The following is a 24,125-nucleotide window of genomic DNA, read 5'->3' on the forward strand; positions in this document are numbered from 1 at the left end:
CCACGTGACGACGGGTCTCGCGGGAATCGGCGGCGAGCTGGTCAGACTGCCCGGCGTCGTATTGCCCGTCGCCTGTGTCGGACCGTTGGTCGATCGCTGTGAGCGCCTCGGCGACCTGGTCGACCGCTTTCGAATGCGTCGTGCGCTGTCTGGCATTCTGTGCGGCTCGGTCGATGTGATCAGCGGCAGCAAAATCTGCCTGCCTGCCGACGAAACCGACTTCCGGCTGCGAGGCCGCCTTCCGCTCGCATGGTCGCGTTGCTATTCGAGCGCGCAGCACGCGGTCGGACTGCTTGGCGTCGGTTGGCGCACGAACTGGGAAGTCACGCTGCATAAGCGGGACGATCAACTGCTCTATACCGACGAATACGGCAGCACGCTCAGCGTGCCGTTTCCCGAGCGGGGGACACAGGTAATTGCGTCGGCTGCGCAATTGCACATCGCGCATCGGAGCGACGGACGCCTCGTCGTTGCGGATCTGACGCCGCATTACCGCGTGTTCGGCGAATTCGACGCCAACGGAATCGCACGGCTCAAATACGTCGAGGATCTGCGTCAGCAGCGGATCGGCCTGATCTGGGACCCCGACGGGCGCTTGCTGCGCATGCGTGGGACCTGCAGCCACGAGCTGCGCATGCACTATGAAGCGCGGATGGGACCGCGTCTGAGCGCTGTCGAGTGTGTCAACGGCGGTCCAACCGGCGCGCTGGTCCAGTACGGCTACAGCCAGCATGGCGAACTCACCGAGGTGCGCAACCGGGTCGGCGAAATCGTGCGTCGCTTTGCATACCGCGATGGGCGGATCGTCGAAGAAGCAGACGCGCTCGGCATGGCGACACGCTACGAATGGCAGACGATCGGCGGCGCCGCGCGCGTGGTTCGACGAGTCACGTCGGAAGGCGCGCGTGATCGCTTCGCTTACGACTTCGATAGCCAGACCAGTGAGGTCAGCGATGTCTTCGGCAACGCGGCGCATTGGCAATACGACGAGCAGGGCCGCGTGTTGTCGCACACGGATTTCGACGGCCGACGCTACCGGTTCGGCTACGACGCCGCCGTCGCGCCGGTCACACTGCACCTGCCCGGCGAGCGGGAGGTTCGCATCGAATACGATGCGCTCGGACGCGTCGCGTGCGAGACGGACCCGCAGGGCGCCACCCGCTCGACACAGTATGCGTTTGCGTCACGCGAGCCCGTGTCGGTCGCGTTGAGCGATGGCCGTGCGTGGATGTGGGCACGCAACGATCGCCTACAGCCATTGCACTATCAGACCCCGTCGGGAGAATTCACGCGTTTCGAATATGGCGACGCTGGCGATGTCGTACGCTCGACGGATGCGCTGGGGACCGTCACGACCTTCGCGCATAACGCGTGGGGGCAGGTGACGCGTCGCACGGAAGTCGGCGGGAGGACGACGCGCTACGAGTATGACGTCAATGGTTACGTCGTCAGCGTGACCGACGCGCTCGGCGCCGTCACGCGAATCGAGCGCGATGGCCTCGGCCGGCCGTTGACCATCACGCGCCCGGACGGACAGGCCGAGCGTCACGGATGGAATGCGGCTGGCCAGCGCACGTCGTTCGTTGGCCCGAGTGGCCGAAGCCGGCACTGGTATCGAGACCGGCGCGGCAATGTCCTACGCGCGGTCGACGAAGAGGGTCACGTGATCGTGCGTCGGTACGATGCACATGGGCGTCCGGTTCGAATCGAAGGCGCGAACGGCGCGGTGCAGGTGCTTCGGTGGAATGCGAGCAGTTGCCTGTCGATCTCGGACGCCGATGGCGTGCAACGCTGTTTCGACTATGCAGCTAGCGGGCAGGTCCGTCGTCTCACGTGGAAGGCGGGCGAGCAACAGCGTTGCGAAACGTTCGACTACGACCGTGCGGGCCGTCTGACCCAGCGCGAAACCGCGCATAACCGCTATATATATTGCTACGGGCCGGGCGGATTGCTCGACGGCGTGATCCGGGAGCCGACACCGGAGGGCGAGCTACTCGGTATCGGAGCGGATGAGATCCGCTTCGAACACGACGCCGGTGGCCGTCTGATCGCCGAGCACGGCGCAAACGGCACACTGCGTTACACGTACGACGCCGCTGGACGCGTTGTCGCGACTCAGCTGCCGCAGGCGCAGGAGCTGCGTACGCGCCGCTTCGAAACCGGCGACATCGCGTTCATCGAACTGGGCGAACGGCAGATTGCGCGCTTCTGGTATGACGCGGTGCGGCGTCCGGTTGCGCGTACGCAAGGTCGCTTGCGCACGCATACGGGCTTTTCGCCGCTCGGCTTGCCGGTGTGGTGGCGCTCGGTGACGGGGCGCGACGTGGATACGCCGGGCTGCGCGACAGAATCTGTAACCGAATTGTGGCGCGAAGCCGATTACAGTCCCGCTGACCTGATCGTCAGGACGGGCGGCGAGAGCGACGGTCAGATGTGGTACGACTACGATCGGCGTGGGTGTCTGTTGCGATCGGTGTCGGAGAACGGGGACATCGAGTATTTCACGTGGGACGCCGCTGGCAATCTACTCGATACGCCTGGCGGCAGCTGGTTCCCGGCCGTGTATCCGGACCACCGGTTGCGGGAATGCCGCGGACATCGTTACGACTACGATGTGTGGGGACAATTGGTGCGTAGAAGCGGCCGCGACCATACGCTATCGCTTGATTGGGACGCGGAGGGGCGCATCATCGCCGCGCATCGCAACGGCTATACCGTGCGCTACCAGTACGACGCAATCGGTCGGCGTATCGCCAGGCGTGTCGAATCCACTGCGTCGCGGCGCACGCAGCAGCTATCGATGCCGGAGCGCGACGAGCTCACGCGCTTTTTGTGGCAAGGGCACAGACTGATCCAGCAGCACCGCGCGATGGAACTGCGCACCTACCTGTATCAACCCGAGCCCGACGGCTCAACCGGCTTCGCGCCGCTCGCTCGCGTGGACCAGACCCTCGCCGATGATGGCGCGATCAAAAGCACGCAGGTCTATCACTATCACACTGACGTGGCCGGTACGGCCGTCGCGCTCACGGACGAGACGGGCCGGGTGGTATGGCGTGGGCGTTATCGTGCGTGGGGCGGTCTCGTGACGCCGGAGTGGCAAAGCAGCGACGCGTTTGCGCAGCCGCTTCGCTATGCCGGCCAATACGCCGACGACGAAACCACGCTGTATTACAACGGCGCGCGTTTTTATGATCCTCACGCGGGCCGCTACATCAGCCCCGATCGCAACGGCGAAGCCGGAGCCAGTCCATACCGCTACGCGCCGAATCCGCTGACGTGGTGCAATCCTCTTGGCCGCGCGACGCCGGAAGCGTCTTCGTGCGTCGTCGTCGCGGACGCGTCATGCATCGATGACGCGTCGGACCCGGCTCAATACGTTGCCGGCGTCGTCGAACAACTCCACGACGTAACTGGCTGGGACCCGGCCAAGTTCTGATTCGAAAGACACATGGAAGTCGAGCCAGTCGTTTTTCCGGTATCGGGCAAGACCGCTAGCGTTGACGGTTTCCCGGCGCAGCTGCGTCTCGCCGTTGTCGTAGATCACCACGGCAACCGACGTTGCGGCCGGCAACGCGTGCTCGACGCCGGGCGTGAGCACATGCCTGTCGAATCCATTCCGATGTATGCATACGCGGACGTCGTTTGCGCGTAGCAGAGAGGCCTTCCATGTCGCTTCGTCGGGACGTTGAGAGCCCGGGACGGGCGGATCGTCATTCAATACCGACTGCTGAACTCCGCGCCACTTGAAGCTGATGCCCGCGTAGGCCTCGTAATCGGCGAGCGTGCGTTCGGCCCCGAGTCCATACTCGCCGAACTCGGCGTCAGCCAGCGTTTGTCCGTCGATACCGAGCAGCGCACGATTGCGCTGCAATGAGCGCTCGTTGCGCTCGTGCCAGGGCTCGTCGATTTCGCCCCGTTCCTTGGCCTCGTGACTGTGATCGTTCCACATCTTGACGCGGTAGGAACGCAGATATTCGTGCCACCCGATCAGCCTGTGCGGACTGTACAGGTCATAGCCGTGGGTGAACGCACGGACGGCAAGCGAAATCTCTTCGCCATGAAAGAAATAGTCGGGATCGTGCCGGACCACTTCGGCAAAGTGACCGTCGGCAAATGCGAAGTGCGCGCTGAAAAAGCGCGAACGGACCGGGCGAACCCGGGCTCTCCAGTCGGAAAGTGTCTTCGAACGGAACAGGACGACCCCTTCCGTGGAAAACCTCGCATAGGCCAATATCCTCGGCTCGTCGCTCGACCGAGCATCGTCGTTTTGGGGGTCGTACATCGGAAGGTAAGCGGTCAGAACCGGTTTCGGGCTTTCGCAGCGTAGCGATTCCAGCATCTCGATTGCGAGCGTGTCCCATCCGTCGACGAAGCGGTGGTGCGAGTCGAGTTGCAGCGTGTAGCGCTCACCGCTGTATCGCTGCTGGACCAGATTGCGGGCCCAGCATGCGCCCTGCGTCATCATGTGGGGGACGTCGATCAATTCGATCTTCGCTTCACGATGACCGAGATGGTGAACGGTCCAGTTGTCGGCCTGTTCGGCTCGCCAATCGCCAAAGCCCTGCTGCCAGAACTGGATCATCGTTTCGTCGTGCGCATGCTGCCAGCAGACGATGATCCGCAACAGATCTGGCCTTCCAGCTTTGTCGATCAAATCCAGCAGGGTGGGGACCAACTGCGGGTCGCGATAACTCGCGATTTGCACGAAGATCGAGTTCGGTGGTGCGACGGGTATCTCGGTCATGCTAGTTGCTTCTGGTAGACGTTCGCCGTTGACAGTCGGTTTAAAGAATGGTCATCGTGACTGTTGCGGTTGCCTGGATCTTGCCGGCGGTTGGCGTCGCTGTGCCGACGCGCAGCACGGTCGCCTCGAGTGCGAACGGCGATTGCATCGCGCCCCGCGGTGCGTGGACGAGGGTGCTCGACGGATCGTTGGGCCGGAAAACGGTTTTGCTTGAAACGTCCCGCAAACGAATCGCAAGATGCGTCGCGCCGGTGTTCTTCAACATGCTGCTATCTTCGGTATCGGGGGTTCCGGAAAGTGCAGCGGTGATCGAAGCCGGTGGCGTGGGACCGGTGCAGAGCACCGTAAAGTCGACTGGCTGGGTCGGCCCGCTCGTGGTCGACACATCGCTTGGGCCGAACGTGCCGAAATCGATGTTCAGTGTGCTGGTATTGACCGAGCAACTCGGAAGAACCTTGACGTTGATGCTGCCGCCCGTGATCGTCACGACCCGACTGCCGTCACCATCGGCAATGCCGGTTCCCAAGGTGTTGAACATCACGTCGACGTTGCTCGCGATGTCGCCGGTTTTGACCAGTTCGATCAGGAACTGCGAGCCAATGCCGAAGCGACCGTAGATCACCTGATTGGGCTCGCCGGCGGGAAAGGATGGCGTAAACGGAAGTGGCGAATTCGTGCCGCTCGCGCGCAGGTAGGTCACACGAAAGCCGATTCCGGGAACGTTGGTGTTATAGACCCCTGACATCGTGGACGGCGTTGCGTTGAAATAGCCGAATGTGACCGTGCCCCCGTTGGTGCAGTCCGCGAAGTTCCCATAGGTAGCGTACGCCGGCGACAAGCCCGTGGCGATCACCGAGCCGACCGGTAAGCCCGGATCGATCGATACCGAGCTTTCCTGAAACGGTATGTTGACCGCTATTGGATACCCCGCGATGTAGCCTTGAGACAGCAGTTCGGAGATTTGTGCAGGCTTCAACTGGGTGCAGGTGGCGAACGCGAAATGGGGTATCGCGAAGCAAATCAGGATAAAAAATTGAACGAGTCTTTTCATTGGAGCTTGTTGGTTGACCGGCGGACTGTAGGGGCCGACAGCGGAGAAAGTACGCAGATGCGCGCACATTGCCTCAACCGTCGAACTCATCCCATTTAGCGAGTAAATCGGCGGGAATGATATGGGCGAGTTCCGAAAACCGTTTGCCGACCATTCGTTCCGACTGGCGCAGCAAAACAATGACGGGACTGCTCGGTTCGTTTTGCTCGAACCACATGCGTGTTTCCTGAATGGCTGCGAGCGCGCTCCAGCGATCCGTTGGACACGGCGCGGTGATTGGCGGATCGGCCGGCGCGTCGGACTGCGCGAGGGTTGCCGTAGCGACGCTGGCCGGCGCCGGTCCACGCACGATATCGTTGTCCTGCTCGTTGGCGGCTCGGGCGGCCGCTGGCGCCGGCGCGGACGCGCCGCCGCCGTCCACCCGATGCTGCGCGAATGGCTGCAGCGCTCGGGACAACGCGCCGAGATCGGGCGCATCGACGCCGAGCGTTTCATCGCACCAGGCAGCGATGCGCTGCGTCAGACCCTGCGCTTCGACCAATGCGGCAATCGCCGCGTCGCGTCGGCCCCACCATTCCTTTAGCAAGCGGGCGACGGATTCAGGGGCGAGCGCGTCCTTCTGGCGCGGCGTCGCGAATGATTTTTCGATGTCGCGCAAATGCAGTTGCAGCCCGGCCGCCCGCGGCATCGGGATGTCGCGCGCATCGGCCAGCATGCCATCCGGTTCGACGAGTCCGCCGATCGCGTTGGCGAACATCGCCGGGTCCGGTTCGCCTTCGAACACTGGCAGCGGTTGGAGCGCTTCGCCATAGCATTCGAACATTGCCAGCAGCAAAGCCAGTCCGTCGCGCAAGCCGGCCGCGCCGTCGAGCCGGGTTCGACAACGCAGCAGGATCACCGCGAGGCGGATGTCTTTCGTCCGCAGCAGCAGCGCGCGGCAATCGCGTTCGATGTCGGCCCAGTTGGCCGTTGGCGGCACGTCGACGAAGTCGCCGTACTGCGCTTCGGCGCGTGGGGCCGCGGCCGCCTGCAGCATCACGAAAGCTGGATCGTATTCGAGATCGGGACCGCAAGGCGCGTGCGCCGACACCGGTTCGAGCAGATCGGCGTAGCGCAGTACGACGGCGGGAGTGTTGGCGTTCATGCGTAGGAACTCCGGGGTCGGTCGTTGTACTGTTCAGGTTCGAAAACCATGCCGACGACCGGAAGGTCGTCGGCGGAATCACCGAGCCACGTCGAGTAACCAAGTCTCTGAGACGTGCCGATGCAGGCGGGTGGCGCCGCGCGCGGGTTGACGAGCAACTTCACCTCCCACGCGTATTCATGGCCGACGAAGGCCCGCACCCATTCGACGAACGTCGGTAAGTCCTCGCCGTGCGGCGTGAGGCGCAGATACTGATCGAGGTCCAGCGGACCCACGACGAGCCGGAACTTGTGTTGCCGGTCGGGAATGGCCTCGCCGAGCTGCGCGCATTCACCGATGATCGCCGCGGGCCCCGGCACCCCGAGCCTCGTATGTTCCGATGCGCACAGGTGGATCCAGTGCGGCACGAACTCCTCGATGGTCATCGGAACACCGAAGTAATGCGAGAGCGTCGCCTCGATGCCGTGCGGCGTTCGCGCCTCGCGCACGAGGTGCGCCGCCGCGCTGTAACGCGAGTGCGTGGGCAGACAGGACTGCCCAGCCTCGGCCGGATCGACGCCGATCAGACTGGCGACGTAGAACGAAAACGTTTCGTCGCCGGCACGGTCGAGCGACGCGGTGGCTTGCCCTGAAGCCCACGCGCGATAAAACTGCGACAGTGCGCGGTGATGGAACAGATCGACAAGCCCGACGAGCGCACGATCCTGGTGGCTTTCCACACGACTGTGCGCCAGCTCCGTCATATGCAGCGGCAGCGGCCCTTGCGGCCCCCACAAGCCGAGCCCGAACAGCCGCACGTCGAGGCGGCCGTCTCGCGTGCCGAGCGACGCGATTTCGCGCGGCGCAAAGGCCAGTGTGGGCTGCTGACCGATCCGGAACGGCTCTTCTTGCGGCAGGCTCGCGGTGCCCGGCAACGGCATCAGCGGGTCGCGCGCGGCGATCGCGCGCAGCAGGCTCAGAAAGCCGGACTGCCACGGCGTGTCGGGATCGAACCAGGCGTCGAGCGATTGCGGATCGAGCGATGATCGCGTCGGCGCAACGGCGCTCGCAAATGTCCCAGCCATGCTCATACCGCTCCGCGTCCGCCCATGCGCGGCCGCCATTGGGTGATCAGGCCACGTTGCATCGAACGAAGTTCGGTTTCCGTGAACACGTTGATCGAAACGTGCCGCGAGAGGTAGTGCTCGAGCACCAGGCCGAACAGATACGGGCTGATGCCTGAGAAGCCGGTTTCATCGACCGTCAGTTCGCAGCGCACGCCACGCCCATAGACGAGGAGTCCGTCTCCCGGCAGACGCCGCACCACCGGTTCGGTGCGTGCACCGACCAGTGCCTCGATTTGCCGTGCCTGTTCGCGCTCGCCCGGCGCGATGAAGAGGCCGAGCATGTTGCGCAGCGCCTGGCCGCCGTCGCCGTGGTCGAGTTCGGCGAGCGGCATATAGTTGAAGCTCAGCTGCCGGATCAGACGCCACGCCGTTTCACCGCTCGCGTACGGCGCGCGCGGCGCGCTCGGTGCATGCACGAGGCGCACGCCTTCGATCGGCACGGAGTCGGACATCGTGAGGTCGGTTTTGCCGTTACGCGGAATCAGGCGCGGCAGGTCACGGTTCGTGACCCACGCCTCGACCGACAGGTAGCGGATGTCGTCGGCGTACGGCGCCTCCGCCTGATCGACGAGCGACACATAGACCTCGGTGCCGATATACGGCGTGCGGGTGCCGTACCTGCGCGCATTGGCCGACAGCGCGCGTTGCTCGCGACGCACCGAAAAATAGCGGCCGTGGTTGCCCACGTCGCTATGCAGTGTTTGATAAAGCGGATTGAATTCGACTTCGAGCGATGTCTGCGCCCGTTGACCGAATACGCGGGACACTGAAAAAATCTCATAGTCGAGCGGCCGGGTACGGTCGGCGAGCAGATGAAAATCGGTTTGCGCTCGATTGATTTCGACGCGATCGGTGCGTTTGCGAAACAGGTTGATGACCGGTGTACAGAACAGCAGGAAACGCGCTGCGTCGACGTGCGTGGCAAGCTCTTCCGGCAGACGGTCGAGCAGCAGCACGATCTCCGCTTCCTTGCTGTCCACGCGCGCGAGACCGGCCGCGAGCTGCGTCAGCGCGAAGAAATAGAAGCGCTGGCGGCATGCGAAGTATTCCTGTAGCAGGTTGTGGCCGTGAAACGTATTCCAGGTAAGCGGCAGCAGGCACTGCTTCGCTTGCAGACCTTCGAATGCGACCGGCGTTTTCGCGACCACGTGCCCTTCGTCTCGCGATGCACCATACGCGCGCACGACCGAAGCGACGCTACCGGCATGGATCAGCTCGAACAGATGCGAAGCGATACGTTCGTCGCCACCGATGTAGATGGGCAGCCGGTCGAAGTTCGTCATCTGGCTGAATTTCACTTCGCCGGTTGTGCGCAGGCGCAGCCGCAAAGCGCCGCGCAATTGCACGTGCGGCAACAGATGGCGATCGGTGTCGGGGATATCCGGCGGCACGGCGGTAAGCCGGGCTTCAACGATCTCGATAGGCCATAGCGTGACGTCCTGGCTGCTGCGGAATTCGCACACGGTTTGCTCGCCGGGCGGGATGGCCGAGCGCAGCATGCTATCCCGGGGCACTTTCAGCCCTTTCGTGAAATCGCCTTCACGCAGGCTCGGACGCAACTGCGCGACCGCGATCGCCGGCGTCGGCGCGACGTAATTCGGATAGACCACTTCGAGCAGGCGCTGCGTAAAGCGTGGAAACTCGGCATCGAGTTTGATCTGCGTGCGCGCCGACATGAAGCAGAATGCCTCGATGAGCCGCTCCACGTAGGGGTCGGCAACGTCGATGCCCTCCATGCCAAGGCGGCGCGCGATTTTCGGGTGCTGCGCGGCAAACTCGCCGGCCATTTCCCGCATGTACGTCAGTTCGCGGCTGTAGTAGTCGAGAAATTGCGGGTCCATGTCAATTTCCCCTGCCGGTATCCGCGTCGAACGTGACGTGATTCGTTTCGATGTCGAATGCGCTCTGGATGCGAAATTCCAGTGGATAGGGCGACCAGCGCATGAGGCCGTGAATCTCGAACACGAGCTGGTTGTAGCGTACGGGGTTTTCGCTATTGAGCGGCCGGATGCGCAGCGACTCGGGAATCAGACGCGGCTCGAAGCGCACGATTGCGTTGCGTACCATCTTCTCGACGGTCTCCCAGTTGCGACTGGCGAGGTAGCTGCCGGACAACGCGGGGATGCCGTAATTGACGACCGATTCGGCTAGCATCGGGTAGCGCGCGATGTCCATTTCGTCGTCCAGGTTCGTCGTGTTGAGCAGCAGGCTCAGATCACGCTGGATGATGCGGCGCATGCCTTCGCTGTTCGGCGCATAGGCGTCGGGCCGCTCGCTGCGCCGCGCGGGTGCGTCGTCGAGCAGGCGGTCGATCAGCGACGGCATATAAGCTTGCCGGTGCCGCGCGTCGGATCTGGTCATACGCGCTCGTCGTGATTGAACCGGCATTCGGCGATGTCGAGCAGGCCGATGTCGCCCTTGTCGGTGCTCCAGGTTTTCTGGCCGAGCGCAATCACGCCCGTTTCTCCAACGTCTTTCCAGGTGGTTTCGCGCGCGAGCCGGGTGGCAGCGGAGCCAGTTTCCGAGCCGGGATAGCGCACCGGCAGATAGCCGCGCAGGACAGTCGCGTCGCGTAGACCCACGACGGCCGAGCGCCAGACGAGGTCGGTCAACGCGGTGACCGGACCGAGTGTCAGCGATTTCATCGAGTCGAACGGCACCCAGCGATAACCGCCCGCGACGGTCAGCTCACACACCGGACCCAGCCGGCTGTCGCTATCGGTCAGCCACTCGAATTCGCCGATCAGCGTGCTTTCGCCGCGCGTGGCCGGCGCGGCGTCCAACGCGGCGCCGCGCAGTTCGTCGGCGGCGGCGAGATTGCCCTCGCCGAGCTCGAGGTTGGCTTGCAGCAGTGTTTTCACCCATTCGGGCAGCGGCTCGATCTCGCCCGGCGTGCGCTGACCCGCGAATACCTCGGCGCGGAACATCTCGCTGCGGATCAGCCCGCGATACATCTGGGCGCGCGATGTGCCTTCCGGCTCGAGCGTGGCCCACGTCTGCAACTGCTGTAGCGCGCGGTTCCATTCGCCGTCCAGGCACAACAGCTCGAACAGCAGCCAGCGTTCGCGCACGTTCGACGGATGCTTGCGCACTTTGTCGATGGTTTGCTCCCTCAGTTCGCCATAGGTCTGCGCGTCGAGCAGGCTGCTGAGGGTTGGAGGGTCCGACTTGGGCAGGTCAGCGGTTATGTTCATCTGAAAATGCAGGCTCTTCGTATTCGATCGATTCAGGCATGGCGATGTGGCTGTCTATGCTGACCAGGTGATGTTCTTCGCGTGCGAGCAGCGCGGTCCTGCTCGCACGGTGCGCGGGAATTCGGCGCGGCGCGAGCAGCGCGAGGATCTCGTGCGTTTGGTCCGCCTCGAAAATCTGCTCGGCACCGAACGAGTCAAGACCATCGAGCAGGGTGTCGATGTTCTTCCCCTGCGTCAGCAGGTCGAACACGGACGCTTCCGTCTGCGACGGATCGACAAGTTCGGCGAACGGATCGGGAGGTGACCCGACGATCGACTCGCTCTGAGCTTCGGCCGACGCCTTCGGCTCGGGCCCGTTCTCGCTCTTCCGGTTCAGCAGCGCGTCACGGTATTCGAGCGTGAGCGCGGCAAGCGGGTCCGCGTCATCGATGTCGGCTGCCAGAAGCTTCGCCATGCCGTCGTGTCCGCCGCGTTCCGCTGGATGCGGTTCGCGCCGCAACCGCAGCGGATCGTCATCGTCATCGTCCTCGTCGGCTAGTGCGATCAGGTCGCTGAAGTCATCCGGGTTCGTGAGCACGGGCTCGATCCGGTCCGCGGGCGGATTCACGCTCGACGGTGGTGTCGGGACGGATTCTTCATGCGCGTTCGTATTTTCGAGAGGCGGGTTCAGTAACAAATCGGGCATAAGCTGAAGGTCGGGATGCGCGCGCGGAGCAGCGTGAGACGAACACGCCACGCCGGCGTGACCGTTGCGCGAAGCGGTACGAACGAGCCCGAGAGACTGGATGGTTCGTGCGAACGTCCTCAGCGCACCCGCTTCGAAAGGCGAATGGTCCCAGCGAGCGTGATATCCAGTCATGGCTTGGCCGGTATGCAATGGCGAATCAGATCTGCCCGTAAAGCGCGCATTGGTAAAAGACTCTCCCGACGCAGAAATAAAAGGATCACCAACTAAAAGTGCGGGTTGGCGCCTGGCAGATGTGAATGCTACTTCGCGCACCTCGAGCGGAATATGGGCGACGGCCCAAATACACGCAGCGATCGACCGGCTATCCTTGTCGCTCGATCAGTGTGGCCAGCACGCTTTTTCGGATACCTGCGCGCGGTGTGCCGGATGCCACGGCAGAGCCGCGCTTTCCGCAACAAACATCTTTACCTGCAACGTCATCATGTCCATTTCACGCCACGCGTTGTTCGGCAAGCTCGGCGCGACGCTCTTCAGGAGCATCGAATCCGCTACGGCGTTTTCCAAGCTGCGCGGCAACCCGTATATCGAGCTGGTGCACTGGCTGCACCAGCTGCTTGCGCAGTCCGATAGCGACCTGCACCGCATCGTCAGACACTGCGGCATCAGCCGCGAACTGCTCGAGCGGGACCTGCAGAGGGCACTTGCCGCGCTGCCGTCCGGGGCGAGCGCGCTCACGGACTTTTCGCATCATGTCGAGACGGCAATCGAGCGCGCGTGGGTCGTCGCGACGCTGGCATTCGGCGACGGGCGGATCCGCGGTGCATGGCTGATGGCGGCGCTTGTCGAGACGCCGGATTTGCGGCGCTTGCTGCTGGCCATTTCGCCGGAGTTCGGCAAGATTGCCGTCGACGGCCTTCACGATGCGTTGCCGGCCTGGATCGACGGTTCCCCCGAAGAGAAGGACACCCCGTACGACCAGAGCGACTTTTCGTCCGCGGTGCCGGGGGAGGCGTCCGGTGCGCTCGCAGCCTCGGCGAAGGGCGCGGCGGCACTTGCGCAGTTTTGCGCAGATCTGACCGCACGTGCGCGCGCCGGTGAAATCGATCCGGTGGTTGGTCGCGAAGTCGAGATTCGCACGATGATCGACGTGCTGTTGCGGCGGCGCCAAAACAATCCGCTTCTGACCGGCGACGCCGGGGTTGGCAAGACGGCGGTCGTCGAAGGTCTCGCGCGCGCGATCGTGGCCGGCGAAGTCCCGCCGAAACTTGCCGGGGTGCGGCTGTTGAGCCTCGACGTCGGTGCGCTGCTTGCGGGCGCGAGCATGAAGGGCGAATTCGAGGCCAGGCTGAAGTCGGTACTCGAGGAGGCGGCGAAGTCGGCGGCTCCGGTCGTGCTGTTCGTCGACGAGATTCACACGCTGATCGGCGCCGGCGGTCAGGCCGGCACCGGCGACGCGGCAAACCTGCTGAAACCGGCGCTCGCCCGCGGCACGTTGCGCGCGATCGGCGCGACGACGTGGGCCGAGTACAAGCGGCACATCGAGAAAGACCCGGCGCTCACGCGGCGCTTTCAGGTGCTGCAGATCGCCGAGCCCGAGGAGCCGTCCGCGATCGACATGGTCCGCGGACTCGCGCGCACGCTCGCGAGCCATCATGGCGTCGTGGTTCTCGACGAAGCGATTCGCGCCGCCGTGACACTGTCGCATCGCTATATTCCGTCGCGTCAGTTACCTGACAAGGCGATCAGCCTGCTCGACACCGCCTGCGCGCGCGTCGCGCTATCGCAGCATGCGCCGCCGCGCGAATTGCAGCGGATTCGCGAGCGCTTGCAAGCGGCGCGCGTCGAAGCCGAGCTGCTCGGGAACGAGGTGCGTATCGGGCTTGGCAGCGAGGCCGCGCTGGCCGACGTCAACGCGACCATCGCAACCCTCGAGTTCGAGGATCGTGTTGTCGAAACCGCCTGGCAGACCCAGTCCGAGGCGGCGAAGGCGCTGGCGGGCGCGCGCGAGGCCGTGAGCGCGCGCGCCGCAGCAGGCGGACCTGAGGCCGACGCGCACGATAGCGCGGCGAGCGAGCTGCAGACGTTGCGCGAGCTGGAGCGCACGTTATCGAACCTGCAGGCGGCTACGCCATTCGTGTTTCCGGAAGTCGGCGAAGCGATCGTCGCCGACATCGTCTCTGACTGGACCGGTATTCCAGTCGGACGCATGATCACCGACGAGGTGAGCGCCGTGCAGATGCTGCCCGCCACGCTGGCGGCGCGCGTGATCGGCCAGCACGACGCGTTGCAACAGATCGGCGAGCGCGTGCAGACGGCGCGCGCCGGGCTCGCGGACCCGCGCAAGCCACTCGGCGTCTTCCTTCTCGCGGGACCGTCCGGCGTCGGCAAGACGGAAACCGCGCTCGCGTTGGCGGAGGCGCTCTACGGCGGCGAACAAAATCTCATCACGATCAACATGAGCGAATACCAGGAGGCGCATACGGTCTCGGGACTCAGGGGCGCGCCGCCTGGCTACGTCGGTTACGGCGAGGGCGGTGTGCTGACCGAAGCGGTGCGCCGACGTCCGTACTCGGTCGTGCTGCTCGACGAAATTGAAAAGGCGCACGGCGACGTGCATGAAATGTTCTACCAGGTGCTGGACAAGGGCTACATGGAAGACGGCGATGGTCGCTATATCGATTTCCGCAATACGACCATCCTGATGACCAGCAATGTCGGCGCCGATCTGAGCGCGAGCCTATGCGCGGACGAAATGCTTGCACCGGATTTTGACGGTCTGCGTTCCGCGCTTGCGACGGAATTGCGGAAGGCGTTTCCGGCCGCCTTCCTCGGGCGTGTGACGCTGGTGCCATATCGTCCGCTGGGCTCGGATTCGCTCGCGCGGATCGTGCGTTTGCATCTCGATCGCGTCGTTCGGCGCATGGCGGATAACCACGGCATCGCGCTGAGCTATGCGTCGGAGGTGGTCGACTACATCGTCGCGCGCTGCCTCGTGCAGGAGACCGGGGCGCGTGTTTTGATCGGCTTTATCGAACAGCACGTGCTGCCGAGCCTCGCACGGCAGTGGCTCGATGCGTTTGCAGCGAAAAGCGCGCTCACGCATATGACAATCGAGGTGACCGATGCGGCTGCGGCACCTGCGGATGCGCTCGTGGTCCGGGCTAGCTGCTGACGCATGCTCCGAATTTATTCAGGTTTGTTTACGAAAGTGAACGAAGGCTGCAATTCAATCGATGCATCTCGCAAACACTCTTTTTGGCATTTTTTTTGCATAGCAATGGCGCTCGCATTTGACATCGTTTTCACATGATGCATGTCTAATGCCAGCGGCATGATCGCCAGATCGTCAGAAATCGCCAATCGAAGGGAATCCTTAAAAATTGCTCGCGTTGCTTGATCGGAATAGTCTATAAAGACAAAAAGTTCCGCATCATGCGCATGTCTTCCATACAGTATGAATGCACGTGCCCAACCGACATGCGGTCATGGTAGATTTTCAGCGCTGCCATGCTTGATCGTATGCGCCATCCATAGCAGGCAACCATAGGTCGAAATCCGTTACGCCTTTCAATTGCAACCGGAATGACTGGAGAACAACAATGCTCTTCTTTAATGATGGTTTCACATTCCCGAATTTTCTGGCCGACGTTTTTTCCATCTTCATCTTTATTCTGTGGTTCTGGCTGTTGATCACGGTGTCGAGTGACCTGTTCCGCCGCCATGACGTGTCGGGATGGGGCAAGGTTCTGTGGGTGATTTTCCTGATCATCCTGCCGTATATCGGCATCTTCGCGTATCTGCTCACGCAGCATCGCGGCATGGCGGAACGCGATCAGGCGCGGGCCAAGCAGATGCGCGAAGATTTGCGCAATGTGGTGGGCTTCAGTGTCGCCGATGAAATCGAGAAGCTCGACAAGCTGAAAGCGTCCGGTTCCATTTCTGCGGACGAGCACTCGCGTCTGCGCGCGAAGCTCGTGCAGTAAGCGTCGGTTACCTCAGTGCAGCCATCGGCGAGCGGGCGCATTGCCCGTGTCGCCTTGGCTTTTGCGCGGTGAGGGTTTCCCGACGTCGCGCGATCGAACGTAACGGGAGGAACCCATGCTTGCCCGAGTCGCCCACGTTCGAAACGCTGTTGCGCGAACGGCACGGGCGCCGCTGGTTTTGCGCCGCGCCGCGCTCACGTGCGTGACGGCGTTGATGCTCGCGGCTTGCGCGCAGCCGTGGCAGCAATTCCAGGCTGGCCAGGATCAAGCGGCGATTATCGCCCGCATGGGTCCGCCGCGCGAAACCTATGACCTGCCCGGAGGCGGCCGCAGGCTGATGTGGCCGACCCAGCCGATGGGTTCGACCACCGTCGCCGCCGACATCGACGCTTCAGGCAAGATCGTGAGCGTGCGTCAAGTGTTGCAGTTGAGCGAATTCAATCGCGCGGAAATCGGCAAATGGACGCGCGAGGATGTGCTGACCAATTTCGGCCGCCCCGTGCAGACGCAGTTTTTCCGGCTCTCGCAACGCGAAGTCTGGTCATACCGGTACATCGAAAACAACATCAACCACATGCTGTTCAATTTTGCGTTCGACACCAACGGCGTGTTGCGCGCGACGCAGCGCTCGCCCGATCCATTGCGGGATCGCGATTTGCGACGGTTCTGAACCGCAAGCTATAGCAACGACTCAATTGGCATAATCGACAGCATCCATACACCGAGCCGCGCGTACCACGTCGCATTCGGTTCGGTATCGAGGCGGGTTTCGACGCCGTCGTTGGTTTCGATCCAGTACAGCTTGCCGTTTGCGTCGAGATGCACCGCGTACGCGACTGTCGGCAGCAAAGCGAGAAATTTTCGATCGACCCGCGTCGCGAGATCGGGGCTGTCGATCACGAGGCCAAGCTCGGTATTCAGATGCGCGGAGCGCGGATCGAAGTTGAACGAACCGACGAAAACCCGCTGGGAATCGGCGATGAAAGTTTTCGCATGCAAGCTCGAACCCGAGCTGCCGAACGGCCCCGGCGACTGTTCTTTCTTATGGGTGACGCCCGCCACGCGCCGCAATTCATACAGGTGCACGCCGTTTTGCAGCAACTGGACGCGCCGCCTGATATAGCCCGAGTGCACGGCGGCGACATCGGTCGCTTCGAGCGCGTTCGTCAACACGCGCACATCGACGCCCTGGGCGGCGAGGCCGCTCAGAAACTGCGTGCCCGTATTCGCCGGCACGAAATAGGGCGAGACGAGGTCGAGCGACTTCGTCGGCTGGCCCATCACTTCGCGTAGCTGGTGCGGAATCAGCGCTTCCGGCGGCGCGTCGTTCAAGCCTTTCGCGGGATCGTCGCTGATCATCTTCGTTTTGGCCCAATCGAGCGGCAGTTTGTGGTCGAGCAGGTTCTGCACGACGCGCGGACCGCGCAGCGCTTGCTTGTACTCCGCGGCGGCGGGGGCCTGTTCGATCGCCTGCGCATCACGCTCGAGCGTGGCCAGTTCATCGACGCTCTCGTGCGGCAGGATCATGTCGACCGGATACGCCGACGCGCTGGCCCAGTAGCGGTCGAAATCGCGCGACACGTCGGCCGCGGCCGGTCCGATCGCGAGGACATCGAGGTCGGCGAAGACGACGCCGTCGGTGGCATCGAAATACTCGTCGCCGATGTTGCGGCCGCCGAGGATCGTCGCGGTGGCGTCGGCGGTCAGTGACTTGTTGTGCATGCGCCGATTGGCGCGTGAGAAGTCGGTTACAAAGCCGAGGAATTTCGGGCTGCGCACGACGAACGGGTTGAACAGGCGTACTTCGATGTTCGGATGCGAGTTGAGCGCCGAGAGTGTCGGGTCGAGCGCGGACGCGATGCCGAGATCGTCGAGCAGCAGGCGCACCCGCACGCCGCGGTCCGCCGCTTCGTGGATCTGTTCGAGCAGCAGCGTGCCGGTCAGATCGTCGCGCCAGATGTAGTACTGGATGTCGAGCGTGCGTTGCGCGGAACGGATCAGGTCCATGCGCGCGGCAAACGCGACATGCGCATCCGCCAGCGGATAAATGCCCGCCAGCCCCGCGTGCGCGGCCAACTCGGGCGCGACCGCGCGACCGAGATCCGTGGTGGCCGCCACCGCGGGCGACAACGCATGCGACTCCTTGCGGTCCTCGAGCGACGGTAACCGCGCGCAGCCGGCAAGCAGGCTTGCGCACAGCAGCGCGCACAGCGCGCCCTGCCATCGACGATGCGGGAACGACGGGTGGTGTATCTGCGCTTGCATGGAGTCCGGGTCTTCCTTTGGGTCGCGCGTTCCTGCACGCAGCTCGCATTGGTTGAGAAGAATACTATGAGCGCATGTCCATCGGTGCGCCGCCCGACGCTCTTGTTGCGCCAGGCGCTTTGTCCGATGATACGAGCAGGCTGCGCGAATTCGAACGGGGGCCAACCCGGCTGCGCATCGGCCGCACGGTTTCCGTGCGAGCGAGCGTGATCCGCTTCGCGTCAGCGTAAAGGGTCGCCAAGTGGCGTAAAAGGTCCGGTTCACGGCGCCTTCGAGCGTTTCGCCCCACTGTGGAGTCGAGCAACGTGAAGATCTCCCGCTTGCTGCTGGCTAGCGTGCTGCTTTTCGTGGCGGGCACCGTGCTGCAGATGATATGGCCGCTCGCGCAGCCGGCCTCGTATCACCACTTCGCCGATCAGCGCTCGCTGGGGCCGCTGCACAATGCGGCGGACGTGCTCTCGAACGTCGTCATTCTGATCGCCGGCGTGCTCTGTCTGCGCTGGGTCACGCGGCATGCGTCGAACCAGCCGGCGCAATTCCCCGGCATGGTCGTCGCCGCGATCGGGCTGCTGTTCACCGCGTTCGGTTCGGCTTACTACCACATGGCGCCGAACGACGCGACGCTCGTCTGGGATCGCCTGCCGATGACGATCGTGTTCGCCGGCATCCTCGCGATGCTATGGACGTCGTGGAGCGGACAGCGCGTCGGCTGGGCGCAGATGCTGATCATGGTGGTCGTGTCGCCCGCCACCGTCGGCTACTGGCTGGTATTCAACAGCCTGTGGCCTTACGCGATTCTTCAGTTCGGCGGCCTCATGCTGATCGTCGGTATGACGCTCACGCGCAAGGTGGACGGCGTGATCGCATGGACGCTCGTGATCGTCTTCTACGGGGTCGCGAAGATTTTCGAAAGCCTCGATTGGCAGATATGGGAGCTCACGCATCACGTGATCGCCGGCCATGCATTGAAGCATGTGTCGAGCGGTCTTGCCGGCGCGTCGATGATTCTGGTCGCGAACACGGCGCCGCGCTCCGTCGCGGGCATCATGCCGCGCCGGCCGGGCGGCATCGGGCATTCGGGTACGCCGCGTTGAAGCCGCGTCACGGCGAAGTGACGCGGCCTGCGGCGGATGTTACTGCGGTTCGTACCACGAATACGTCGCCAACGTGCTCACCGGCGGTGTGCCGATCTGCAGCGTGATGTCGCGCAACGATGTCAGTTCGATATTGCGCAAGTCGCCCATATAGCGGCGCGAATCGCCGTTGTCGTTGATATACGCGACCACGTCGCCCATGATGCCCGCGACGTTCGTGCTCGTCAGCGGCTCGCCCCAGATATCGAAGAACTCGCCGAGCGTATAGGTTTTTGCGTCCGGCGTTTCGATATGGATGATGCCGGTGTTGTCGTGCGTGTGCATTTCATACGTGCATTGCGACAGGATGCCGACGTTCGCCGGCAACGCGAGCCATTGCCCGTCCTTGATGATCGCGAGGTGCGCGTGCACGTGGTACAGCACACTCATGTTCGGCGCGCAGGTGAGGCCGTCGACTGGTGAGCCGTTGCCGCCCGTCGACGTCGTGCCGTTCGGCCAGAACGACGAGCCGACCACGCCTCCGAAGACGAGCGTGACCGGGTTCGGGTCGAACGGCGGCGGATCGGTCCACGTATAGGTGGGCACTTGTGTGACAGGCGTGCCGACCATGATCGTGATTTCGTCGTGCGGCTTCAGCACGAGGCTGGCGGGGTCGCCCGTGTATTGCGTGAGCGTGCCGCCGTCGTTCACGTAGATCGCGATCGGCGAGGCGGTCAGACCCGCCACGTTCGACGCACTCAGCGGCTCGCCCCAGATCGAGAAGAACTGGCCGAGCGTATAGCTCGCGCCGGTCGTCGCGTCCATATGGATCTTGCCGCTCGAATCGACCGTGTGCACCGGATACGCGCAGCCAGTCGGCGCGGTGATGGTCGGCTCGACCATGCCGATGTTGGGCGGCAGCGTCAGGAGTTGCCCGTTCTGGTAGATCGAGACGTGCGCATACGTGTACGCGGTGCTGCGCAACGCGCAGTTCAGTCCGCCGACGGGTTGACCGGTTCCGCCCGCTGAGGTGGCGCCCGCGGGCCAGATGGCGGCGCCGAGTGTCGTGCCGTCGATGATCGGCGTCGCGGCGGCGAGCTTGGGCGTCGTCGCGCTCGCGTCCGATGCGCCCGACGGGCTCGACGCCGGAGTTGGACTCGATGCCGGTGTCGGACTCGACGCGGGCGCGGGAGTCGATGCGGGGGTGGTCGCTCCGGCCGCGCCGTTCGAGCCGGTGCCGCCCGGCTCCGCGCCGCTGCCGCCACCTCCGCCGCCACAAGCGGACAATGTCCAGATCAGACCCAATGCGACGAATCGCGACCCCAGCCGTTGCAGCATCTCGTTCTCCATGCCGTGAGGTGAAAGGGATGCGTGCAGCGGACATCGCGCACAGACAAAGTGCGGACATCGCACCGCGACGCGCGGCGCGGGCTTCACTGCGTGGATTTGACCAAGCGCTACCACCGCGTGGCGCAGGCGCTCGCGTCGGATCACGTCAGGTGATTGAAACCGATTAAAACAGCGTAACAGATGGTTTCACGAGCGAATGCGGCCCATCACAACGTTTCGCGACATTCTGCTGGCGCATTTCGAGGTATCGGCCTGGAGTTTGCGGACGGAACGATCTGGCGCGCTTTATATGTGAGCTGTCATCGTTCTGTGCGAAGATCAGTTCTGTGCGGATTCGTGGAGCACTGACCAATGACCGACAGATTGCAAGCGTCCGTATACGTAGTGCTGCTGCTGCTGATTGTGGGCTGGTTGCTGTATATCGGGCGTGCGGTTTTCGTGCCGATCGTGTTCGGAGCGATCGCGGTGTACCTGGTGGTCGACCTCACGCGGCTGCTGCAACGCATTCCGCTGATCGGCCCGCGGCTGCCCGTGCAGTTGCGCTATGGGCTGTCGATGTTCCTGATCTGCGCCGCGATTTTCTTCGCGGTCGACATGCTGGTCGCCAACTATGACGCGCTCGTCGCGCTCGCGCCGCGCTACCAGGACTCGGTCTTGCTGATGATCCACAAGATCTCGACGCTGCTGCACCTCGAAAGCGAGCCGACCTGGGAGTCACTGCGGCGGAACATACTCGCGCAACTTAACATTCAGGCGATGGTGACGGGCCTGCTGGCGTCGCTCTCGTCGATGATCATCGACCTGTTCGTGATCGTGCTGTATGCGAGTTTTCTGCTGTTCGAGCGCCGCACGTTCGGCGACAAGCTGGCGAACATGACCGCCAATTCGACCAACGCGGCGCGCATCCGGGGCGTGGTCATCGACATCAACCGGCGCATTGGCGCGTATCTCGCGCTGAAGACGTTTCTCGGCGTGCTGCTCGGCGGGCTCTGCTGGCTCGCGATGCGCAGCGTCGGCCTCGAGTTCGCCGGGCTGTGGGCGATACTGACCGCGCTGCTGAACTATGTGCCATATATCGGCTCGGTGCTCGCGGTTGCGTTCCCGGTGCTGATGTCGGTACTGCAGTTCGGCGACGTGAATTCGGTCCTGATCGTGCTGGTTTCGCTGTCCGCGATTCACTTCGTGATCGGCAATATTCTCGATCCGTATCTGACGGGCAATTCGCTGAACCTGAGCCCGTTCGCGATTGTCGCGAGCATGGCGGTGTGGTCGGCGTTGTGGGGCGTGCCGGGCGCCTTTCTCGCGGTGCCGATCACCGCCAGCATGACGATCATTTTCTCCGAGTTCGAAATGACGCGGCCGGTCGCGGTGCTGCTGTCGAAAAACGGCCGGCTCACTTACGGCAAGACCGAGCAGACCGCTTGAAGCGGTCGCCGCGGCGGCCATTTCACCGGCGCGTTCTTCGACGAGCCGTTCCAATGCGAACTCATGTCCCGCTCACACGACCCTGAACTCCAGCCCCTTCCCATCCCGGGCAGCGCCGAAGCGCTCGAAGACCCGGCGTTGTTGCGCCGCCTGCTGCGCGCGAAAGACCGCATCGATGCCGCGTCGCACGAAGCCTGGCCGGTGCGGCGCCTGGCTGAAGTAAGCCGCGTGTCGGAAGCGCACTTCGCGCGTTCGTTCAAGCGGGCCTTCGGCGTGCCGCCGCACCGCTATCTGTTGACGCGGCGTATCGAGCAAGCCACCACGCTGCTGCGTGACACCGACCTCGGCATCACGGACATCGCGTTCGCGACCGGCTGGGAAAGCCTCGGCACGTTCGGCCGCGTGTTTCGCGACATCACCGGCCTGAGCCCGAGCGAGATGCGCGTGCAGGCACGCGCCAATCAGACCGAACTCGATCGCGTGCCCGCCTGTGTGCTGAAGGCCGCGCAACGTCCGGACCTGACGACCGCGGTTCTGGAAAAGCGCCGCCGCGCGAACGGCGACGCTGCCGAGCCTCCTGCCAGCGAGAAAACATGAATCAGGCAGTGCTCGCCCCCGCCGCGCCTTGATGCCGGAATCCGCATATTCGATGCGGCTTCCAACCAAGACCCGCCTATTTCGACTTCCTATACTCGTTCGATCAAGCCCGGTGCCACGGCGCCGCCCTTTCTGGAAGGAAGCTATGTCGACGATTCCCGCGCGTAGAGCGAGGCCTTGCATATCGAGGGCGTGCGCTATGGCCTGTCGGCCGAAAGCGCGGCCAAGATCGACATCGTGCGTGAAGCCGGCTTGAAGTCGCTGGAGATTTTCAAGCGCGCCGGGGTCAAGATGGACTTCGGTTCCGATCTGCTCGGCCCGGGCCATCGGATGCAGAGCGACGAGTTTTCGATCCGCGCGCAAGTGCTGACCCCCGCCGAGATCATCGGCAGGCGCGATCTGAGTTGTCTGACGGGCCTGGGCGAGCGTATCCCGCTGGTGATGAAGGGCGGGCGCGTCGAGTTCAACGAACTGCATTGACCCGGCGCGCGAGCCGAGCGCAGTTTTGGAGAAGCGCCGCCCGGTGCTCAGCGATACAGTCGAGCCCTCAACCACCGAGGGAGGAGTCATGAATCAGGGTATCGATGTGGTCGGTTTGTACGTCGACGATCAGGACGCGGCGCTTTCGTTCTACGTCGACAAGCTCGGCTTTCGCGTCCACACGGACGTGCGCAACGGCGCTTACCGCTGGCTCACGGTCCAGCACCCGGAGCAGCCGACTTTCCAGTTGGGCCTGTTCGCGCCGGGGCCGCCGATCCACGATGAAGCGACCGCGCAAACGCTGCGCGCGATGGTCGCGAAGGGAGCGATGCCGCCGTTGGTGCTGTCCGTTGCCGACTGTCGCGCCAGCTACGAGCAATTGAACGCGCGCGGCGTGGAATTCACGCAGGAGCCGGTGGATCGTTTCGGCAGCGTCGATGCGGGCTTTCGCGATCCGGCGGGCAATGGATGGAAGATGATCCAGGCGGCGGAGAAGTGAGCGTAAGCGATCCGTGCGGCGCGTAGTCACAAACGGCCGGCGACAAGTCGCACGATCGCGACGCGTTCGCCGGCCGTCCCAGCTACGGGACCGATGGCCTAACCGGGTATCACTGCTGATGCTGCTGCAGATACTGCCGCACGTCGTTCAACGTCACACGACCCGAATGCGCGCTATCGATCTCGTCAAAATGCCTGGCGATATAGCCGAGCCCATTGCTTTGCGCCTGAGCCTTGGTGATCGACGAGCCGTTGCTGAGCACCGAATTCGCGCCCAGCCTGCTCTCCATGCGCTGCTGAGCCTGCTGCTGCAATGTCGAGCCGGTGGTCGGCGCGACCGCGCTAGCACGGTTATGAGGAAAGAACGGACCGTCGACGCCGTGTCCGCCGTGGGGTAGCGTCACGGGCGCGACCGGCTGAGGCGGCAGCGCGTGCGCACTACCGACGATCACACCGAGGACGCTCAACGCCAGCGTACGTCGCAAGATATCGATTGAAGACATGATCACTCGCCATAAAAAGTA

Annotated in this window: 21 protein-coding genes; 9 read left to right on the forward strand and 12 right to left on the reverse strand. The window is 63.5% G+C overall.

Annotated elements, in window-relative coordinates:
- The first annotated feature begins 4 nt into the window (after positions 1–4).
- Positions 5–3,439 (forward strand): RHS repeat-associated core domain-containing protein, encoded by a 3,435-nt coding sequence (locus AB3X86_RS23955; protein WP_368597937.1) that lies wholly within the window; start codon positions 5–7, stop codon positions 3,437–3,439.
- Here AB3X86_RS23955 and AB3X86_RS23960 read toward each other — a convergent pair.
- The 8 genes from AB3X86_RS23960 to AB3X86_RS23995 are packed head-to-tail and all read right to left on the reverse strand — an operon-like array spanning position 3,344 to position 12,242.
- A complete protein-coding gene (locus AB3X86_RS23960; protein WP_368597938.1) occupies positions 3,344–4,747 on the reverse strand; it encodes a GlcNAc-transferase family protein in 1,404 nt (467 codons plus the stop codon). The two genes, AB3X86_RS23955 and AB3X86_RS23960, sit on opposite strands and share 96 nt — an antisense overlap.
- Before the next feature lie 40 nt (positions 4,748–4,787).
- Positions 4,788–5,867 (reverse strand): fimbrial protein, encoded by a 1,080-nt coding sequence (locus AB3X86_RS23965; protein ID WP_368597939.1) that lies wholly within the window; start codon positions 5,865–5,867, stop codon positions 4,788–4,790.
- Between the two features lie 4 nt (positions 5,868–5,871).
- Positions 5,872–6,942: an ImpA family type VI secretion system protein gene (locus AB3X86_RS23970; RefSeq protein ID WP_368597940.1), complete on the reverse strand. Its 1,071-nt coding sequence runs from the start codon at positions 6,940–6,942 to the stop codon at positions 5,872–5,874.
- Complete coding sequence (tssG, locus tag AB3X86_RS23975; protein ID WP_368597941.1) at positions 6,939–8,006, reverse strand: type VI secretion system baseplate subunit TssG; 1,068 nt, start codon at positions 8,004–8,006, stop codon at positions 6,939–6,941. Before tssG ends, AB3X86_RS23970 begins: the two co-directional genes overlap by 4 nt.
- Before the next feature lie 2 nt (positions 8,007–8,008).
- The gene (gene tssF / locus AB3X86_RS23980; protein WP_368597942.1) at positions 8,009–9,889 is read right to left on the reverse strand and encodes a type VI secretion system baseplate subunit TssF; all 1,881 of its coding nucleotides are present in this window, start codon (positions 9,887–9,889) and stop codon (positions 8,009–8,011) included.
- Position 9,890: 1 nt separating this feature from the next.
- Positions 9,891–10,409 carry a type VI secretion system baseplate subunit TssE gene (gene tssE / locus AB3X86_RS23985; protein ID WP_184227032.1) on the reverse strand — a complete coding sequence of 173 codons (519 nt, stop codon included), beginning with the start codon at positions 10,407–10,409 and terminating at the stop codon, positions 9,891–9,893.
- On the reverse strand, positions 10,406–11,242 hold the full coding sequence (locus tag AB3X86_RS23990; RefSeq protein ID WP_368597943.1) for a type VI secretion system accessory protein TagJ: 837 nt from the start codon (positions 11,240–11,242) through the stop codon (positions 10,406–10,408). Before AB3X86_RS23990 ends, tssE begins: the two co-directional genes overlap by 4 nt.
- Positions 11,226–12,242: a TagK domain-containing protein gene (locus AB3X86_RS23995; protein ID WP_368597944.1), complete on the reverse strand. Its 1,017-nt coding sequence runs from the start codon at positions 12,240–12,242 to the stop codon at positions 11,226–11,228. The genes AB3X86_RS23990 and AB3X86_RS23995 overlap by 17 nt, the downstream gene beginning before the upstream one ends.
- Before the next feature lie 169 nt (positions 12,243–12,411).
- Between AB3X86_RS23995 and tssH the strand changes: the two genes are divergently transcribed.
- Complete coding sequence (tssH, locus tag AB3X86_RS24000; RefSeq protein WP_368597945.1) at positions 12,412–15,102, forward strand: type VI secretion system ATPase TssH; 2,691 nt, start codon at positions 12,412–12,414, stop codon at positions 15,100–15,102.
- 14 nt (positions 15,103–15,116) lie between these two features.
- Here tssH and AB3X86_RS24005 read toward each other — a convergent pair whose 3' ends face one another.
- Positions 15,117–15,290 carry a hypothetical protein gene (locus AB3X86_RS24005; protein ID WP_368597946.1) on the reverse strand — a complete coding sequence of 58 codons (174 nt, stop codon included), beginning with the start codon at positions 15,288–15,290 and terminating at the stop codon, positions 15,117–15,119.
- A gap of 239 nt (positions 15,291–15,529) precedes the next feature.
- On the opposite strand from AB3X86_RS24005, the gene AB3X86_RS24010 reads away from it, so the two are divergent.
- Entirely contained in the window at positions 15,530–15,913 is a 384-nt protein-coding gene (locus AB3X86_RS24010) for a PLDc N-terminal domain-containing protein (protein ID WP_176369344.1), read from the forward strand.
- A 115-nt stretch (positions 15,914–16,028) separates the two neighbouring features.
- The gene (locus AB3X86_RS24015) at positions 16,029–16,583 is read left to right on the forward strand and encodes a hypothetical protein (RefSeq protein ID WP_176111521.1); all 555 of its coding nucleotides are present in this window, start codon (positions 16,029–16,031) and stop codon (positions 16,581–16,583) included.
- A gap of 8 nt (positions 16,584–16,591) precedes the next feature.
- Here AB3X86_RS24015 and AB3X86_RS24020 read toward each other — a convergent pair whose 3' ends face one another.
- Entirely contained in the window at positions 16,592–18,178 is a 1,587-nt protein-coding gene (locus tag AB3X86_RS24020; RefSeq protein ID WP_368597947.1) for a phospholipase D family protein, read from the reverse strand.
- Positions 18,179–18,483: 305 nt separating this feature from the next.
- Between AB3X86_RS24020 and AB3X86_RS24025 the strand changes: the two genes are divergently transcribed.
- Complete coding sequence (locus AB3X86_RS24025; protein WP_176378495.1) at positions 18,484–19,272, forward strand: hypothetical protein; 789 nt, start codon at positions 18,484–18,486, stop codon at positions 19,270–19,272.
- A gap of 39 nt (positions 19,273–19,311) precedes the next feature.
- Here AB3X86_RS24025 and AB3X86_RS24030 read toward each other — a convergent pair whose 3' ends face one another.
- Positions 19,312–20,589, reverse strand: coding sequence for a hypothetical protein (locus AB3X86_RS24030; protein WP_368597948.1), 1,278 nt, complete (start codon positions 20,587–20,589; stop codon positions 19,312–19,314).
- A gap of 363 nt (positions 20,590–20,952) precedes the next feature.
- On the opposite strand from AB3X86_RS24030, the gene AB3X86_RS24035 reads away from it, so the two are divergent.
- The 4 genes from AB3X86_RS24035 (at position 20,953) to AB3X86_RS24050 (ending at position 23,602) form a co-directional block, all read left to right on the forward strand.
- Positions 20,953–22,026 (forward strand): AI-2E family transporter, encoded by a 1,074-nt coding sequence (locus tag AB3X86_RS24035; RefSeq protein WP_368597949.1) that lies wholly within the window; start codon positions 20,953–20,955, stop codon positions 22,024–22,026.
- A gap of 63 nt (positions 22,027–22,089) precedes the next feature.
- The gene (locus tag AB3X86_RS24040; protein ID WP_368597950.1) at positions 22,090–22,623 is read left to right on the forward strand and encodes a helix-turn-helix domain-containing protein; all 534 of its coding nucleotides are present in this window, start codon (positions 22,090–22,092) and stop codon (positions 22,621–22,623) included.
- A gap of 177 nt (positions 22,624–22,800) precedes the next feature.
- Positions 22,801–23,103, forward strand: coding sequence for a hypothetical protein (locus tag AB3X86_RS24045; protein ID WP_368597951.1), 303 nt, complete (start codon positions 22,801–22,803; stop codon positions 23,101–23,103).
- Positions 23,104–23,191: 88 nt separating this feature from the next.
- Positions 23,192–23,602 (forward strand): VOC family protein, encoded by a 411-nt coding sequence (locus tag AB3X86_RS24050; protein ID WP_368597952.1) that lies wholly within the window; start codon positions 23,192–23,194, stop codon positions 23,600–23,602.
- A 109-nt stretch (positions 23,603–23,711) separates the two neighbouring features.
- On the opposite strand, the gene AB3X86_RS24055 is transcribed toward AB3X86_RS24050, so the two are convergent.
- The gene (locus AB3X86_RS24055) at positions 23,712–24,104 is read right to left on the reverse strand and encodes a 2-oxoglutarate dehydrogenase (protein ID WP_368597953.1); all 393 of its coding nucleotides are present in this window, start codon (positions 24,102–24,104) and stop codon (positions 23,712–23,714) included.
- Positions 24,105–24,125 lie beyond the last annotated feature (21 nt).

It is taken from the genome of Paraburkholderia sp. BR14374 (assembly GCF_040948685.1).
GTDB lineage: Bacteria > Pseudomonadota > Gammaproteobacteria > Burkholderiales > Burkholderiaceae > Paraburkholderia > Paraburkholderia youngii.

Excerpts from the sequence above, each read along its gene's own strand:
- AB3X86_RS23965 (WP_368597939.1), bottom strand. The coding sequence starts at position 5,867 with ATGTGCGCGCATCTGCGTACTTTCTCCGCTGTCGGCCCCTACAGTCCG.
- tssG (WP_368597941.1), bottom strand. The coding sequence starts at position 8,006 with ATGGCTGGGACATTTGCGAGCGCCGTTGCGCCGACGCGATCATCGCTC.
- AB3X86_RS24020 (WP_368597947.1), bottom strand. The coding sequence starts at position 18,178 with ATGCAAGCGCAGATACACCACCCGTCGTTCCCGCATCGTCGATGGCAG.
- AB3X86_RS24050 (WP_368597952.1), top strand. The coding sequence starts at position 23,192 with ATGAATCAGGGTATCGATGTGGTCGGTTTGTACGTCGACGATCAGGAC.
- AB3X86_RS23960 (WP_368597938.1), bottom strand. The coding sequence starts at position 4,747 with ATGACCGAGATACCCGTCGCACCACCGAACTCGATCTTCGTGCAAATC.
- AB3X86_RS23990 (WP_368597943.1), bottom strand. The coding sequence starts at position 11,242 with ATGAACATAACCGCTGACCTGCCCAAGTCGGACCCTCCAACCCTCAGC.
- AB3X86_RS24010 (WP_176369344.1), top strand. The coding sequence starts at position 15,530 with ATGCTCTTCTTTAATGATGGTTTCACATTCCCGAATTTTCTGGCCGAC.
- AB3X86_RS23970 (WP_368597940.1), bottom strand. The coding sequence starts at position 6,942 with ATGAACGCCAACACTCCCGCCGTCGTACTGCGCTACGCCGATCTGCTC.
- tssH (WP_368597945.1), top strand. The coding sequence starts at position 12,412 with ATGTCCATTTCACGCCACGCGTTGTTCGGCAAGCTCGGCGCGACGCTC.
- AB3X86_RS24035 (WP_368597949.1), top strand. The coding sequence starts at position 20,953 with ATGACCGACAGATTGCAAGCGTCCGTATACGTAGTGCTGCTGCTGCTG.
- AB3X86_RS24055 (WP_368597953.1), bottom strand. The coding sequence starts at position 24,104 with ATGTCTTCAATCGATATCTTGCGACGTACGCTGGCGTTGAGCGTCCTC.
- tssF (WP_368597942.1), bottom strand. The coding sequence starts at position 9,889 with ATGGACCCGCAATTTCTCGACTACTACAGCCGCGAACTGACGTACATG.
- tssE (WP_184227032.1), bottom strand. The coding sequence starts at position 10,409 with ATGACCAGATCCGACGCGCGGCACCGGCAAGCTTATATGCCGTCGCTG.
- AB3X86_RS24015 (WP_176111521.1), top strand. The coding sequence starts at position 16,029 with ATGCTTGCCCGAGTCGCCCACGTTCGAAACGCTGTTGCGCGAACGGCA.
- AB3X86_RS24040 (WP_368597950.1), top strand. The coding sequence starts at position 22,090 with ATGTCCCGCTCACACGACCCTGAACTCCAGCCCCTTCCCATCCCGGGC.
- AB3X86_RS24030 (WP_368597948.1), bottom strand. The coding sequence starts at position 20,589 with ATGCTGCAACGGCTGGGGTCGCGATTCGTCGCATTGGGTCTGATCTGG.